The organism is Chelatococcus asaccharovorans (assembly GCF_003201475.1).
GTDB classification, from domain to species: Bacteria; Pseudomonadota; Alphaproteobacteria; order Rhizobiales; family Beijerinckiaceae; genus Chelatococcus; species Chelatococcus asaccharovorans.
Window position 1 is genome coordinate 219,179 of record NZ_QJJK01000005.1, and the last position, 14,716, is coordinate 233,894.

The following is a 14,716-nucleotide window of genomic DNA, read 5'->3' on the forward strand; positions in this document are numbered from 1 at the left end:
AGGTCTTCTCCAGAACGGCACAGGCTGCAGTCACGCTGCGCACAAGCTACGCTCGCGCTGAATGACTTCCGACGCCAGCTTCAGATAGGCCTGAGCGCCGGCACATTTGAGATCATAGAGCAAGACCGGCTTACCGTGGGATGGCGCCTCGGACACCCTGACATTGCGCGGTATGACCGTGTCATACACCTTCTTGCCCATGAACTGCCGCACGTCGGCCACCACCTGGCCCGCCAGATTGTTCCGCGGATCATACATCGTCAGTACAACGCCGTGGATGGTCAGGCGGGGATTGAGCGCAGCACGCACCTGATCCACCGTCTTCAAGAGCTGGCTCAACCCTTCCAACGCGAAGAACTCGCATTGCAACGGCACCACGACCGCGTCGGCAGCCGTCAAGGCGTTGATCGTCAGGAGATTGAGGGAGGGCGGACAATCGATGAGGACATAGGTAAAACCGCCGGTATGGCCATCGGGCGTTACCGGTTCGGACACCGACTTGATCGCCTGGGTCAGTCGATGCGCCCGATCACGCGACGACGCGATCTCAAGTTCAACCCCGAGGAGATCAAGCGTCGAAGGCGCGACGGCCAGATTGGGGACCGCCGTTTCGATCACGGCATCCACGAGCCGGGCCGCACCGGTCATGACGTCATAGGTCGAAATTCGCCGGCTTCGGCGATCGATCCCCAGACCCGTCGTCGCATTACCCTGGGGGTCGAGATCGACAATCAAGACGCGCTCGCCGATGGCGGCCAGCGCGGTGCCAAGGTTGATGGCTGTCGTGGTCTTCCCAACCCCGCCCTTCTGATTGGCCAGGGCAAGAACACGCACGTTCTGGGTATGGAGTCTCCGAACGACCGGTTCGGCCTGCGGCGGTTCAATGGTATGGCTATCGGTCATGGCGTGGCCTATTCCCGGTCAAGCTCGCGGGCCTCGCTTACGATCAAGATGCCAGCGTCGGCATCCGTCAAGCTCGGTGCGATATCAGCGACGATTCTCCAAGATTTAGCCGCTTCGGTCAATTCAACATCTAGATCTTGGCCCTTGGGAAAGATCCCCACCGATCCGGTTCTCAACAGATCTTTGACCATAGGCAACAGTCGCACCACCGGCGCCAGCGCGCGCGCCGTGACGACATCGATCCGCCCGACAAACTGATGGGCAACATCTTCGATGCGTCCCTCATGAACCGTCGCCGGCGCACCCGTGGCCCGAACCGCCGCGCGCAGAAAGGCGCATTTGCGGCCATTGCTTTCGACGAGATGAACCGCGGCCCCCGCGGTGTCGGCAAGAAGGATTGCGATGACTAGGCCGGGCAAACCCGCGCCCGATCCGAGATCGAGCCACCGCCGCGCGCTTGGCTGGACGCGAAGGAGCTGAGCCGAATCAGCGATATGCCGCCGCCAGACATCATCAAGCGTGCCGGGGCCCACGAGATTCTTGACCGCCTGCCAACGCTGCAACTCATGGACATAGGCCCGCAACCGATCTCCCGTTTCACGTGAAACATGGGAAAGTCCGGCATGCTCCAGATCGGCTTTATGGCCAACGGCCGTCATGAATATGCGCTGCCCGAATCGTTGCGGAGAAGAATCGATCACATCGTGTATAACACCACCCATGTTTCATGTGAAACAGGGTCAACTACATAACGGGTACGAATCGATTCGTTTTCCCAAGGGCAATTGCAGCGAGAAGCGTCATTGCAGCAGGCGTCATCCCTTCGATGCGCGCCGCCTGACCCAATGTCGCGGGCTGAATCTGCATGAGTTTCTGCCTTAGCTCGTTGGATAGTCCAGGCATGATCAGAAAATCGATCGTCGGCAGCTTCACCGATTCATCAGCGCGGTAGGTCGCGATATCCAACGCCTGGCGCTCCGTATAGACCGCATAGGTGGCGTCCGCCTCCAAGCGTGCAGCCACACGCTCCGAGACCCCGGACAATTCGGGCCAGATCGCTGCGAGCCGGCGCATATCGATGCCCGGATAGGACAGGAGCTGAAAGGCCGATCGGCGCTGCCCATCCCGGTTGAGAGACAGGCCATGGCGCTCGGCCTCATTCGGGGTGAGATGCAGCGCCTCGAGCCGACCCCGGAGGCCAGCGAGGACCTCCTGCGACAAACGGAAGGAATCTGCCCTTTCAGTTCCGATACAGCCGATCGCCAGGCCGCGGGGCGTCAGCCGTTCGTCCGCATTATCGGAGCGAAGCGTCAAGCGATACTCCGACCGCGACGTGAACATGCGGTATGGCTCGCTCACACCCTGTGTGACCAGGTCATCCACCATGACTCCCATATAGCTTTCGGCGCGATCGAAGACGATGTCCCCCTGGTCACCGGCATGGCGGGCGGCATTCAACCCCGCAATCAACCCCTGCGCGCCCGCTTCCTCATAACCGGTTGTGCCGTTGATCTGCCCCGCGAGGAACAAACCGCGACAAGCCTTGACCTCGAGCGTTGGCCTGAGGTTGCGCGGATCGACATAGTCATACTCGATCGCATAGCCCGGCCTCAGCACCGACGCGTTTTCCAGGCCAGGAATCGTCGCAATGAAGGCGCGTTGAACATCCTCGGGCAGGGAGGTCGAGATCCCATTGGGATAGACCGTCGGATCATCCAGTCCCTCCGGCTCCAGGAAAATCTGATGCCCGTCGCGATCGCCAAAGCGGGTGATCTTATCTTCCACGGAGGGGCAATAGCGCGGACCGCGGCCGGTGATCGATCCCGAAAACATCGCGGAGCGATGGATATTCTCACGGATGATCGCGTGCGTCGCTTCGGTTGTTCGCGTGATGCCGCAGGCGATCTGCGGTGTCGTTATACGTTGGGTCAAGGTCGAGAAGGGCTCGGGCGGATCATCACCCGCCTGCATCTCCACCGCCGACCAGTCGATTGTCCGGCCATCCAGTCGCGCCGGGGTTCCTGTCTTCAGTCGGCCCAGCGACAGACCCAGCCGCGTCAGGCTGGCGGACAAGCCGTTGACCGGCGGCTCGCCGTAGCGCCCGCCGGCGCGCTTCACGTCGCCAATGTGAATGAGACCACGAAGAAATGTCCCCGTCGTGATGACGACCGCACCGCAGTCCACATTGCGGCCATCCGCGAGCCGAACGCCGGACACGCCGGCACCCGAAATGATGATGTCATCGACCTCGGCCTCAAGGATCGTCAGGTTTGCCGTCGCCGCCAGGGCGTCCTGAACGGCCTGCGCGTAAAGCTTTCGATCCGCCTGGGCGCGCGGGCCGCGTACAGCCGGCCCCTTCCGGCGGTTGAGGACACGGAACTGGATTCCTGCCGCATCGGCCGCGCGGGCCATGACCCCGTCGAGGGCATCGATCTCGCGCACGAGATGGCCCTTCCCAAGCCCACCGATAGCCGGGTTACACGACATCGCGCCGATGGTCGCCTGGCGATGGGTAATGAGCGCTGTCTGCGCGCCGAGGCGTGCGGAGGCGGCGGCGGCCTCTGTGCCCGCATGCCCTCCACCGACGACAACGACATCAAATTGACCCAACATATGGATCTCCTGCGATCCCAACGCCGCCCCGCTTGTAGCAAGCATGCGTTTCACGTGAAACAGAACAACGGAGCGATATTACTTTCCGATGCAGAAGGATGAGAAGACACGATCGAGAATGTCTTCAACACCAACGTGGCCGGTTACCCGTCCCAAACCACGAAGCGCGAGCCGCAGATCTTCCGCGAAAAGTTCCGGCGGCTTATCAAGCTCGACGCCGCGATCAAGCGCCGCAAGAGCCGTGACCAGCGCCTCGCGATGGCGCTCCCGCGTCACAAGGGCCGCGCCATTCCCCAAGGCTTCCCGCGCACGATCCGCGATGGCATCCAGGAGTTCGGCTATGCCTTCACCCGCAGTCGATGAAACGGCAAGCCCTTCGAAGGCGTCCGGCGCCTGGCGGAGATCGGATTTTGTCCAGAGGCGCAGGGTGGGCGCGGCCCAGGACGATGGTTGCGGTGGCGAATCGAAGGCCTCCAGCGCCAGGACAAGGTCGGCGCCTTCAGCGCGGAGGAGCGCCCGGCGGATGCCCTCCTTCTCCACCACATCCTCCGTCGACCGTAAACCTGCGGTGTCGATGAGGATCACTGGGAGACCATCGATATCAAGCGAGGTCTCCAGTACATCCCGCGTCGTGCCGGGGATCGCCGTGACGATAGCCGCCTCTCTCTGAAGAAGACGATTGAACAAGGTGGACTTGCCCGCGTTCGGCGCGCCGGCAATCACAACAGTAAAACCCTGACGCAAGCGTTCGCCGCGACGTCCGTCGGCCAATGCCGCGGCGATCTCACATCGAACCGCGGCGACACGCGGCCGGACCGCGTCCGCCAGATGATCCGGGACATCGCCCTCATCGGAAAAATCGAGTTCCGCCTCAACCTCGGCCAGACAATCAACCAATCGATCGCGCCATCCCTGAACGGCTGTCGAGAGCGCGCCGTCCATCTGACGCAGCGCCTGCCGGCGCTGCAGCTCCGTCTCCGCATCCACCAGATCCGCGATGCCTTCCGCCTCGCTCAGGTCCAGGCGTCCCGCGAGAAAGGCGCGGCGGGAGAATTCGCCGGGTTCGGCGAGTCGGCAACGCGGTATGTCCAGTATGGCCGCGATCACTGCCCCGATGACCGCGGTGCCGCCATGGACATGAAATTCAGCCATGTCTTCGCCACTGAAACTCCCCGGTCCCGGAAACCAGAAGACAAGCGCGTGGTCGAGGATCTCGTTGGTGGTGGGTGAACGCAGATGACGTAAGGACGCGCGGCGTGGGTCCGGGCAGGTCCCGGCAATTGTTTCGAGTACGAATCGGCTTGCCGGGCCGGAAAGACGCAGAATCGCGACAGCCGATCGGACAGGACCCGTTGCGAGCGCGAGGATCGTTTCCCGCGCGGCGGCGTTTTCATTCAGATCTCTCGAAGCCATGGGCGTTATCACAAAGCGAGGTCTTCCTGCCCGACAAGCGCAGAAGCCGCCTGATTTGGCGAGCAAAGCGTGTCACAGTTCTTACGACGCAAGGACGGAGCACAGCATGAACCGCCTGGGTAACCAGACCAGCCCCTATCTGTTGCAACACCGCGACAACCCCGTCGATTGGTGGCCGTGGGGCGCTGAAGCGCTCGCTGAAGCCCGCCGACAGGGCAAGCCCATCCTGTTGTCTGTTGGCTATGCCGCCTGCCACTGGTGCCACGTGATGGCACACGAGAGCTTCGAGGATGCGGCAACCGCCATGGTGATGAACGAACTTTTCATCAATATCAAGGTCGACCGGGAAGAACGGCCCGATGTCGACCAGATCTATATGCAAGCTCTACATATGCTCGGCGAGCAGGGCGGCTGGCCATTGACGATGTTCCTGACCTCCGACGGCGAACCCTTTTGGGGCGGAACGTATTTCCCGCCGACCGCGCGCTTCGGTCAGCCCTCCTTCACAACCGTACTCAAAGAAGTCGCGCGGCTTGTGCGTGATGAGCCGGGACGCATCGCTCACAATCGCAATGCTCTGCTGAGCGGCCTGCGCGCCCGGGTCGCCGCCGACCCGGATGCCACCCTCGGAGGGGAATGGCTCGCCCGTGTCGGCGCTACGCTCGGGCGCGCGTTTGATGCGACCTATGGCGGTCTGAAGGGCGCCCCCAAATTTCCCAATCCCATGCTTCTCGAATTGCTCTGGCGTCACGCCAGCCGGGAAGGCGATACGGAATCCGAGGCGTTGTTTCACCTCACATTGGAACAGATGGCCCGCGGTGGCATCCATGATCACCTGGGCGGGGGTTTTGCGCGGTACTCTGTCGACGACAGATGGCTCGTGCCGCATTTCGAGAAGATGCTCTATGACAATGCGCAACTCCTGCCCCTCTTCGCGCTTGCCGCAGCACGTACCGGCCAACCCATCTTCGTGAATGCGGCGGATGGAATTGTTCGTTGGCTCGACCGTGAGATGCGTATGCCCGGCGGCGCCTTTGCGGCAAGCCTGGACGCCGACTCCGAGGGGGAAGAAGGCAAAGCCTATGTCTGGACCGCAGGCGAAATCGACACAGTGCTTGGGGATGACGCCGATCTCTTCAAGACCGCCTACGGTGTCACGGAGGAGGGTAACTGGGAGGGCCGGACGATTCTGAATCGTCAGGGCGCCTTTGAGCCGGATGCGGAACAGAATGCCAAATTGACGGATCTCAGGGGAAAGCTCCTCGACCACCGCAATCGACGCCCCCAGCCGGCGCGGGATGACAAGGTTCTCGCCGACTGGAACGCCTTGGTCATCATCGGGCTCGTGCGTGCGGCATTGCTCCTCGATCGCCCGGAGTGGCTCGAGACCGCACGGCAAACCTATCGTTTCATCGCCGAATCGATGGTGAAGGACGGGCTGTTGGGCCACAGCTGGCGCGATGGCAACCTGCTGGTCCCCGGCTTCGCGACCGACTATGCCGCCATGATGCTGGCGGCCCTGACGCTCTACGAAGCAATGGGAGAAGATGGCTACCTGGACGATGCCAAGCGCTGGCATATGGCGTTAACAGATCATTACGCTGACGAATCGGGTTTGCTGTTTCTTGTTGCCGACGGGGCTGAGGACCTCGTCGTCCGCCCCCAGCCAACACTGGATGAGGCCACACCGAATGCCAACGGGCTCTATGCGGAGGCCCTGGTCAGACTAGCGGCAATCGCCCCGACGGGATCGATCGAGGAGACACTGTCGATCATCGCCGGCCGCGCAAAGGCGGCCCCCCTCAATCACGCCTCCATTCTCAATGCCCTGGATCTCCATCTGAATGGTATGGCTATCGTGGTGGCGGGATCCGAGAGACGGGCCCTGCTCGAGATTGCCCGATCTGTTCCCTATCCGAATCGGACTGTGGCGGACCTGGACAATGGTCGTGATCTGCCAGCCGGTCATCCCGCAACGGCGCGGATCGCCCAGGCAGGCCAAGGCGCTGCCTTTATCTGCCGCGGACAGACCTGCTCGTTACCGATCCGTGACCCGGCCGAGTTCACCCGTGCTTTGCAGCCATCGGGCCGCGCGATGGTTAGGCCGTGAGCGCCTGGAACAGATCCGAATTGCAGGAAATCGTCTGATGCCATCCAGATCACTGAATCGGCGCAACAATTTTTTGCGCGGAGGAAGTCCGCAACGAGCGAACTTGCTCTGACCGCGCAACCTGGGCTCCGGGTCGCAGCGAGCCCTGTGTGGGACTCAATCCGGCCGTTCCCGGCAATCAGGCAAAGTACCAGTCGCCGGTCGAGGCATTCCATGCAAGCGAATGCAGGTAATCGCTCTGGCTCAGATTCTCGGCACTATCAGCGAAGGCGACGAGAAGATTTTCCCGGCCGTATCCGCTCTCCAGCTGACCGATCCAGAAGGCCGCTCCCTCACCATCGCTACCGCGGCCGAGCACGTTCTCATACATGGCCTCGACCAGATCACGATTGCTCATCGTGGACGCGTTGCCGAAGTTTTTTGTAAATTCGGCACTCTTGAGAAATTCGCGCGCAATGACGAGTTCGGAATTTCCATCAGCGTGAACGTCGTACCAGAAGTTCAGCCCGGCGATATCCGCCTTCCGCCCAAGGCCCGCTTCATAGAGGCGACCGACAGCCTCGGCATCCGCCTTGTTTGAGCCATAGGCTTCCTGTTCCCGGTGGAAGTTGATCGTGTCGTTGGCATCGTTGGATAGGACCCCATTGAGGCCCAGCCCGCCCAGCCCTTCCCAGGAAATGTCACCGATGAAGCTGTCCTTGCCTGGCAGATAATAGGCGATCTCGCCCCAGCTCAGCGTGACATCATTGAAGTGGTAGAGTTCCACCTGTTTACCGGGATCGAGCCAGTCAAGCACAATGACCGATGTGTCGCTCGCGGTATCCCACAGGACGAGATGGCGGTTGTCGATCGTCGCGACGTGACTGGTCGCGGATGACCAGGAGATGCCGTGCATCGTGACGTAGTCATACCCGCCGCTATCGGCCACGATCATATCGCCGTTCACGATATAGCCGTCCTCGCCCTTGCCTCCCATGGCAAGGTTGAAGCCACCGCGCGCGTTGCCCTCGATCGTGTCGTTGCCGCCATAGGCGTAGGCCACGGAATAGGAATTTCCAAGTGTCAGGTAATCCCGAAACGAAACACCGCTCGTCGGCGTCAAATCGATAACCATGCCATAAACCCCGCTTTGAATGCTTCGTTGTTCCGTTACGGGAAAGCCGAAAGCTCTTATGGCTGGGGGTTGCAACGATCGCGCCGGATGTCACGGAATTGGCAGTAAGCCCCAGGACGCAAAAAAGCCGCCGGAACGGGATGCCCGGCGGCTTGTGAGGCAAAAGACAACTTGACCGTCGAGCCGGCCGGGTTGTCCTCTTGTCCGTCGTTCTTCAGGTATTCATGGAATCGAAGAATTCCCCATTGGACTTGGTCTGCCGCAGCTTGTCGAGCAGGAACTCGATGGCGTCGACCGTGCCCATCGGGTTCAGAATGCGTCGGAGCACATAGGTCTTCTTGAGGATATCCGCCGGCGTGAGCAGCTCTTCCTTACGCGTACCGGAACGGGTGATATCGAGCGCCGGGAAAACGCGCTTGTCGGAAACCTTGCGGTCGAGAATGATTTCCGAATTGCCCGTACCCTTGAACTCTTCGAAGATCACCTCGTCCATGCGGCTGCCGGTATCGATCAGAGCCGTCGCAATGATGGTGAGCGAACCGCCCTCCTCGATATTGCGGGCCGCACCGAAGAAGCGCTTCGGCCTCTGGAGCGCATTGGCATCCACACCGCCCGTCAGCACCTTGCCGGATGACGGCACGACCGTGTTGTAGGCACGGCCGAGACGGGTGATGGAATCGAGCAGGATGACCACGTCCCGGCCATGTTCGACCAGACGTTTCGCCTTCTCGATCACCATTTCAGCGACCTGCACGTGACGCGAGGCTGGTTCGTCGAAGGTCGAGGAAATCACCTCACCCTTCACGGAGCGCTGCATGTCGGTGACTTCCTCAGGCCGCTCGTCGATGAGCAGGACGATGAGGTAGCACTCGGGGTGATTCGTGGTGATCGACTGGGCGATGTTCTGCAGAAGGACGGTCTTACCGGTCCGCGGCGGCGCAACGATGAGGGCACGCTGGCCCTTACCGATCGGCGAAACGATATCGATGATTCGCGCCGAGTAGTCCTTCTTGGTTGGATCCTCGATCTCGAGGCGTAGCCTCTCATCCGGATAGAGCGGCGTCAGGTTGTCGAAGTGCACCTTGTGCCGGATCTTCTCGGGATCCTCGAAATTGATCGTATTGACCTTGAGCAGCGCAAAATAGCGCTCACCTTCCTTGGGACCGCGGATAGGTCCTTCGACGGTGTCGCCGGTCCTCAGGCCGAAGCGGCGGATCTGCGAGGGCGAGATGTAGATGTCATCCGGCCCCGCCAGATAATTGGAATCGGAAGAGCGGAGAAAACCGAAACCGTCCTGTAGAACCTCGACGACGCCTTCGCCGATAATCTCGATTTCGCGCGCAGCCAGCTGCTTCAAGATCGCAAACATCAATTCCTGTTTGCGCATGATGCTGGCGTTTTCGACCTCGAGCTCCTCAGCCGAAGTCAAAAGCTCGGTTGGCGTCTTGGACTTGAGGTCCTGAAGCTTGATCTCCCGCATGGAGACTCTCTCAAAATGTAAGGGCAGGCCCGAAGAAGGCCGGCCACGAAAGAAGGGGAACTGACAGGTAGAGGGGGTAGCGCTAGGGATAACTTGCTACCGGAAAGAGGCGACGCATGGTGGAGCCCATGGCGCACGCCAACCTGTTCAAAGGAAGGATGGGATTTCCATAGCCGCTTTTGAGGCGGCTCTCAAGCCCCGACGTCATGAAATCAAAAAGGTTTGACCACAACGAGGATCACGATGCCGATCATCAGGAGGGTCGGTATCTCGTTCACAATACGATAGAATCGCGCCGTGCGCTTGCGAATGTCGCCGGCAAGCCTGCGCTGCTCGCCAGCAAAAAAACCGTGAACGCCAGACAGAAGAACGACCAGAAGCAGCTTCCCGTGCAGCCATCCGAAGGAAAACCAGCCGCCGAGATAGGCGATATAGAGGCCGGAAACCCACGTTGCGATCATGGCCGGGTTGATGATGGCCTTCAGCAGGCGCCGCTCCATGACCTTGAAGGTTTCCGAGCGATCCGAACCGACCGGGGCATCCACGTGATAAACGAAGAGGCGTGGCAAATAGAGCATGCCCGCCATCCAGGCGATGACGGAAATAACGTGGAAGGCTTTGATCCATTCATACATGGGCTCAACCTAACCCGCCACGCACCCGCTTGACGAGCCTTTCCACGTGCTGGATGGGGGTCTGCGGCAGAATGCCATGGCCAAGGTTGAAGATATGCGGCCGGCCGCCCAAAGCCTCCAGAATGGCGTCAATAGCCCGATCGAGCCCATCGCCACCCGAGAGCAGCACTTCAGGGTCGAGGTTGCCCTGGACCGGTCGGATCGCCTGGACGGCGCGGGCGTCATCCAGCCCCAAGCCTTGATCGAGCCCCACCGCATCGACACCGCTCTCCTCCGCGAAAAGCGGGTAGAAGCGGCTGCTGCCCTTGGGAAAACCAATGATCTTCGCATCGGGCACTTCCGCACGAACGCCGCTGACAATCCGCGAGATCGGTTCCAGACACCAGCGGCGGTAAAGCGCTTCATCGCCGATAAGCGCGCCAGCCCAGCTGTCGAAGATCTGGACCGCGTCGGCGCCCGCCTGAAGCTGGCTGACGAGATAGCGCGTCGATTGCCCGACAAGACGGTCGATAATCGCCTTGAAGAGCTGCGGGTCCCTGGCGGCGAGATCGAGCGCGGGCGCCTGATCGGGTGTCCCTCTGCCGGCGACCATATAGGTCGCCACCGTCCAGGGAGCCCCGCAGAAGCCGAGCAGGGCCGTCTCGCGCGGCAGGATAGCCCGCACTTGTGCGACGGTCTCCAGGACCGCTCCGATCCGGTCAGGGTCCAGATCCTCCCGCAGCTGCGCGAGATCGGCCGCCGTCGTGACCGGCGCGAGACGCGGACCCTCACCTTCGGCAAACCAGAGCTCCTGGCCGAGCGCGTGGGGAACGACAAGGATGTCGCTGAACAGGATGGCCGCGTCAAAACCGAAGCGGCGAATGGGTTGAAGCGTGACCTCCGTGGCCAAACGCGGCGTGTAGCAGAGGTCGAGGAACGACCCGGCCTCGGCCCGCAGGGCGCGATATTCCGGCAGGTAGCGCCCGGCCTGGCGCATCATCCAAAGGGGAGGTGGGGTCGTCGCTTCTCCGGAAAGCGTTCTCAGGATCAAGGGGCTCTGGCTTTGGGAGGTTCGCAGGACGCTGGTCACACCATCTCTCTCTTCTCAAATATTATCTTATTCTAGATTCTGGATTCTGTTGTTTCTACTGGGCAGGGCATGACCCATGCTCCAACGCCGTCCACAGATCGTCCCCAGCTTCCTCGGCAAGGGCGATACGCCACAAGGCCACAGGAGGGCCAGCCACAGATCTTAACAAACCGTTAATCTTCATGGTTTGTTAACGATTGCGGCGTGATTGAGTCCGGACTGTCCCCATTCCCGCGGTATGACCCCTGCTGAATCCGTCCATAAGAAGCTCGCTGTTGATCGTCTCGGCCACTCAAGTCACAGTGGGGCGGCGCGCCTTGATGCGGACGGACGTTCTCCACAGTCGTCAACGCTTCATCCACTTGATTGCTCTATTGGCTTGGGGTGGCGCGGGTGCGCCGCACAGGCCGCAGGAAGTCCGGGAAAAGTCCTTGAGTCGCAGCTACTTCCATATTCATCTCGTGTCCGATTCGACCGGCGAGACACTCATTGCGGTCAGCCGCGCTGCGGCCGCCCAGTATGAGGGAATATCGGCGATCGAACATGTTTATCCGCTCGTGCGATCCAAGGCGCAGCTTGAACGCGTCATCGCCGAGATCGACGCGGCGCCGGGCATCGTTCTCTATACCTTGGTCGAGCCGGATCTCGCCGCGATGCTGGAGGCGGCTTGTATCGCGGCGAGTTCACCCTGCCTGCATGTGCTCGATCCCGTTCAGCGGCTGTTCGAATCCTATCTCGGTATGGCATCGCTGGCGCGCCCCGGTGCGCAGCATACCTTGAACGCGGATTACTTCCGGCGCATCGAAGCGATGAATTTCACGCTGATGCATGATGATGGGCAGATGGCCGACGATGTCGACGCGGCGGATGTCGTGTTGCTTGGCGTCAGCCGCACATCGAAGACCCCGACCAGCATCTATCTGGCGAATCGCGGCATCAAGACAGCCAATATTCCGCTGGTGCCAGGCGTTCCCGTGCCGCCGCAGGTGATGGAGGCACGCAAGCCCTTGATCGTCGGGTTGATCGCGACACCCGAGCGCATCGTGGAGATTCGTCGCAACCGGCTGCTCAGCCTGCGTGCAGATGAGGATTCGGCTTATGTGGACCGCGATAAGGTGGCCGAGGAAATTGCCCAGTCACGACGCTTGTGCTCGCGCAACAACTGGCCGGTGATCGATGTCACGCGCCGCTCGATCGAGGAGACGGCGGCGACGATCATCGAGCTCCACCGCGATCATCGTTTGAAATTCATCGCCCTATGACGTCAACGGACCTCTGGCTCTCGCCCGAAGCGCTTATTCTCGCCTCGACGAGCGCGACGCGCTGCCTCCTGGTCAGCGCCGCCGGCATTCCCGTGGAAACAATGGATCCGGCCGTCGATGAACGCGCCGTCGAAGCCCCGCTCAAGGCGGCCGGTGCATCGCCGATGGACGTGGCCTTGGCCCTAGCCCGGGCCAAGGCCCTGGCGGTCAGCCATCGGCTCCCGGGACGGTTGGTGCTTGGAGGCGACCAGACCCTGGATTGCGAGGGACGATCCTTCTCCAAGCCTGCAGACAGGGAAGCCGCCCGCCGCCAATTGAGCGCACTGGCCGGCCGAACGCATCATCTTCATGCGGCGGCAGCGCTGGCGCGCGACGGTCGGATTGTTTTCGAGACGGTTTCGAGCGCTGCGCTGACCATGCGGGCCATGGACGCGGCCTTCATCACGCGCTATCTCGCGGCAGCGGGTGAGGCGGTGACCCTGAGCGTGGGCGGCTATCAACTTGAGGGGCTCGGCATCCATCTGTTCTCAACGATCGTCGGAGATCATTTCACCATTCTCGGCCTGCCCCTGCTTTCGATCCTTCCGGCGCTGCGCCGTGAAGCCGTGCTTGCCTGATAGGAACCGCGATCGATGTCCGCCACGTTGCCGAAAGCCTGTGTCATTGGTCATCCCATCGGTCATTCCCGCTCGCCGCTGATCCATGGCCATTGGCTCAGGGAGCATGGGCTGGCGGGCGCCTATGAAAAAGTGGATGTCGCCCCGGATGATCTCGGCGCCTTCGTGACGAGCCTGGCAGAACGCGGCTACGTCGGTGCCAATGTCACCGTTCCGCACAAGGAAGCGGTCATTCCCCATATCGTTCATCTCGGCGATACGGCCGCGGCTCTCGATGCCGCCAATACGCTCTGGCTGAACGAGGACGGCGAACTCTGCGGTGACAACACGGATGTTGCGGGCTTCCTCGGCAATCTCGATGAAGGTGCTCCCGGCTGGGACGCCCGCGCAGAGGTCGCCCTCGTGCTGGGAGCCGGCGGCGCCGCCAAGGCGGTGGTCTATGCCCTGCTCACACGCGGCGTCCAGCGGGTGCTGATCTCCAATAGAAGCTTCAGCCGCGCGGAAGCCCTGGCCGAGCGTTTCAGGGGCGCATCCAATGGCCGGGTGGAGGCCGCGCCGTGGCAGGATATCGGCAAAGTCCTGCCACAAACCAAGCTTCTCGTGAATGCGACCTCGCTCGGCATGTTCGGCCAGGATCGGCTGGTGATCGACCTCACCGGTCTCCCGGTCAATGCGGTTGTCAACGACATCGTTTATGTACCGCTTGAGACCGAGCTTCTCGCCCAGGCGAGGTCCCGCGGCATCCTCGGCGTAGACGGCCTCGGCATGTTGCTGCATCAGGCCGTACCCGGTTTTGAGCGCTGGTTCGGGGTCCTGCCACGGGTCACGCCCAAGCTGCGGGAGCATATCGCGTCGGACGTCCTGCGGCACTACCCGGGGAACTGATCGGCATGACCTTCATCCTGGGCCTGACCGGTTCGATCGGCATGGGCAAATCGACGACCGCGGCCATATTCAGGTCGCGGGGAGTGCCCGTCCATGATGCTGACGAGGCGGTCCATCGGCTTTACCGGGGGCGAGCCGCACCGCTCGTCGAGGCGGAATTTCCAGGTACGACGGTGGATGGTGTCGTCGATCGCGCAAAGCTTGGGGCCAAGGTCATCGGTCATCCCGACCGTATGGCCGCGCTCGAGCGTCTGATCCATCCCCTCGTCCGGGCGGACAGGGATGATTTGCTCGCGCGCGCCCGCGCCGCCGGAGCACCCCTCGTGGTTTTCGACGTCCCCCTTCTTTACGAGACGGGCGCGGATAAAGAATGCGATGCGGTCCTGGTGGTGACCGCCGCGCCCGAGATCCAGCGCGAGCGCGTTCTGGCGCGTCCGGACATGACACCGGAGCGCTTCGCCCTGATTCACGTGAAACAGATGCCCGATGCCGAGAAGCGGCGACGGGCGGATTTCATTGTGGACACCGGCCGCGGATTGGCCGACGCGGAAGCTCAGGTCGATGCGATCATTGCTAGTATCGCCGCCCGGACAGGCGAGACGAAGGACTGATGTG

At 61.6% G+C, this 14,716-nt stretch carries 13 protein-coding genes; 5 read left to right on the forward strand and 8 right to left on the reverse strand.

Annotated features, from left to right (window positions below; all coding sequences use genetic code 11):
* Window positions 1–30: 30 nt before the first annotated feature.
* From C7450_RS13215 to mnmE, 4 genes are all read right to left on the reverse strand, one after another.
* Window positions 31–903, reverse strand: a complete 873-nt coding sequence (locus C7450_RS13215) for a ParA family protein (RefSeq protein WP_110374916.1) — start codon at window positions 901–903, stop codon at window positions 31–33.
* Between the two features lie 8 nt (window positions 904–911).
* Window positions 912–1,562: a 16S rRNA (guanine(527)-N(7))-methyltransferase RsmG gene (gene rsmG, locus C7450_RS13220; RefSeq protein WP_110375133.1), complete on the reverse strand. Its 651-nt coding sequence runs from the start codon at window positions 1,560–1,562 to the stop codon at window positions 912–914.
* Between the two features lie 85 nt (window positions 1,563–1,647).
* Window positions 1,648–3,516, reverse strand: a complete 1,869-nt coding sequence (mnmG, locus tag C7450_RS13225) for a tRNA uridine-5-carboxymethylaminomethyl(34) synthesis enzyme MnmG (RefSeq protein ID WP_110374917.1) — start codon at window positions 3,514–3,516, stop codon at window positions 1,648–1,650.
* Between the two features lie 78 nt (window positions 3,517–3,594).
* The gene (gene mnmE, locus C7450_RS13230; protein ID WP_110374918.1) at window positions 3,595–4,929 is read right to left on the reverse strand and encodes a tRNA uridine-5-carboxymethylaminomethyl(34) synthesis GTPase MnmE; all 1,335 of its coding nucleotides are present in this window, start codon (window positions 4,927–4,929) and stop codon (window positions 3,595–3,597) included.
* A gap of 106 nt (window positions 4,930–5,035) precedes the next feature.
* On the opposite strand from mnmE, the gene C7450_RS13235 reads away from it, so the two are divergent.
* Window positions 5,036–7,039, forward strand: a complete 2,004-nt coding sequence (locus C7450_RS13235; RefSeq protein WP_110374919.1) for a thioredoxin domain-containing protein — start codon at window positions 5,036–5,038, stop codon at window positions 7,037–7,039.
* A gap of 178 nt (window positions 7,040–7,217) precedes the next feature.
* Here C7450_RS13235 and C7450_RS13240 read toward each other — a convergent pair whose 3' ends face one another.
* The 4 genes from C7450_RS13240 to hemE all read right to left on the reverse strand — a co-directional run bounded on the left by C7450_RS13240 (window position 7,218) and on the right by hemE (window position 11,337).
* Complete coding sequence (locus C7450_RS13240; RefSeq protein ID WP_110374920.1) at window positions 7,218–8,153, reverse strand: DUF4214 domain-containing protein; 936 nt, start codon at window positions 8,151–8,153, stop codon at window positions 7,218–7,220.
* 214 nt (window positions 8,154–8,367) lie between these two features.
* Window positions 8,368–9,633, reverse strand: coding sequence for a transcription termination factor Rho (gene rho / locus C7450_RS13245; protein ID WP_110374921.1), 1,266 nt, complete (start codon window positions 9,631–9,633; stop codon window positions 8,368–8,370).
* 212 nt (window positions 9,634–9,845) lie between these two features.
* Window positions 9,846–10,268 carry a protoporphyrinogen oxidase HemJ gene (hemJ, locus tag C7450_RS13250; RefSeq protein ID WP_110374922.1) on the reverse strand — a complete coding sequence of 141 codons (423 nt, stop codon included), beginning with the start codon at window positions 10,266–10,268 and terminating at the stop codon, window positions 9,846–9,848.
* A gap of 4 nt (window positions 10,269–10,272) precedes the next feature.
* Complete coding sequence (hemE, locus tag C7450_RS13255) at window positions 10,273–11,337, reverse strand: uroporphyrinogen decarboxylase (protein ID WP_110374923.1); 1,065 nt, start codon at window positions 11,335–11,337, stop codon at window positions 10,273–10,275.
* 431 nt (window positions 11,338–11,768) lie between these two features.
* Here hemE and C7450_RS13260 point away from each other — a divergent pair, with 431 nt between their 5' ends.
* The 4 genes from C7450_RS13260 to coaE are packed head-to-tail and all read left to right on the forward strand — an operon-like array spanning window position 11,769 to window position 14,712.
* Window positions 11,769–12,599 (forward strand): pyruvate, water dikinase regulatory protein, encoded by an 831-nt coding sequence (locus C7450_RS13260; RefSeq protein WP_110374924.1) that lies wholly within the window; start codon window positions 11,769–11,771, stop codon window positions 12,597–12,599.
* Window positions 12,596–13,216 (forward strand): Maf family protein, encoded by a 621-nt coding sequence (locus C7450_RS13265; protein WP_110374925.1) that lies wholly within the window; start codon window positions 12,596–12,598, stop codon window positions 13,214–13,216. The genes C7450_RS13260 and C7450_RS13265 overlap by 4 nt, the downstream gene beginning before the upstream one ends.
* A 15-nt stretch (window positions 13,217–13,231) precedes the next feature.
* Window positions 13,232–14,101 (forward strand): shikimate dehydrogenase, encoded by an 870-nt coding sequence (locus C7450_RS13270; RefSeq protein WP_110374926.1) that lies wholly within the window; start codon window positions 13,232–13,234, stop codon window positions 14,099–14,101.
* 5 nt (window positions 14,102–14,106) lie between these two features.
* Entirely contained in the window at window positions 14,107–14,712 is a 606-nt protein-coding gene (gene coaE / locus C7450_RS13275; protein ID WP_110374927.1) for a dephospho-CoA kinase, read from the forward strand.
* The last annotated feature ends 4 nt before the right edge of the window (window positions 14,713–14,716 follow it).

What these genes read in the sequence shown, in the direction of transcription:
- C7450_RS13240 (WP_110374920.1), bottom strand. Translation starts at nt 8,153, where the DNA reads ATGGTTATCGATTTGACGCCGACGAGCGGTGTTTCGTTTCGGGATTAC.
- mnmE (WP_110374918.1), bottom strand. Translation starts at nt 4,929, where the DNA reads ATGGCTTCGAGAGATCTGAATGAAAACGCCGCCGCGCGGGAAACGATC.
- C7450_RS13265 (WP_110374925.1), top strand. Translation starts at nt 12,596, where the DNA reads ATGACGTCAACGGACCTCTGGCTCTCGCCCGAAGCGCTTATTCTCGCC.
- C7450_RS13235 (WP_110374919.1), top strand. Translation starts at nt 5,036, where the DNA reads ATGAACCGCCTGGGTAACCAGACCAGCCCCTATCTGTTGCAACACCGC.
- C7450_RS13215 (WP_110374916.1), bottom strand. Translation starts at nt 903, where the DNA reads ATGACCGATAGCCATACCATTGAACCGCCGCAGGCCGAACCGGTCGTT.
- C7450_RS13270 (WP_110374926.1), top strand. Translation starts at nt 13,232, where the DNA reads ATGTCCGCCACGTTGCCGAAAGCCTGTGTCATTGGTCATCCCATCGGT.
- mnmG (WP_110374917.1), bottom strand. Translation starts at nt 3,516, where the DNA reads ATGTTGGGTCAATTTGATGTCGTTGTCGTCGGTGGAGGGCATGCGGGC.
- rho (WP_110374921.1), bottom strand. Translation starts at nt 9,633, where the DNA reads ATGCGGGAGATCAAGCTTCAGGACCTCAAGTCCAAGACGCCAACCGAG.
- hemJ (WP_110374922.1), bottom strand. Translation starts at nt 10,268, where the DNA reads ATGTATGAATGGATCAAAGCCTTCCACGTTATTTCCGTCATCGCCTGG.
- coaE (WP_110374927.1), top strand. Translation starts at nt 14,107, where the DNA reads ATGACCTTCATCCTGGGCCTGACCGGTTCGATCGGCATGGGCAAATCG.
- rsmG (WP_110375133.1), bottom strand. Translation starts at nt 1,562, where the DNA reads ATGACGGCCGTTGGCCATAAAGCCGATCTGGAGCATGCCGGACTTTCC.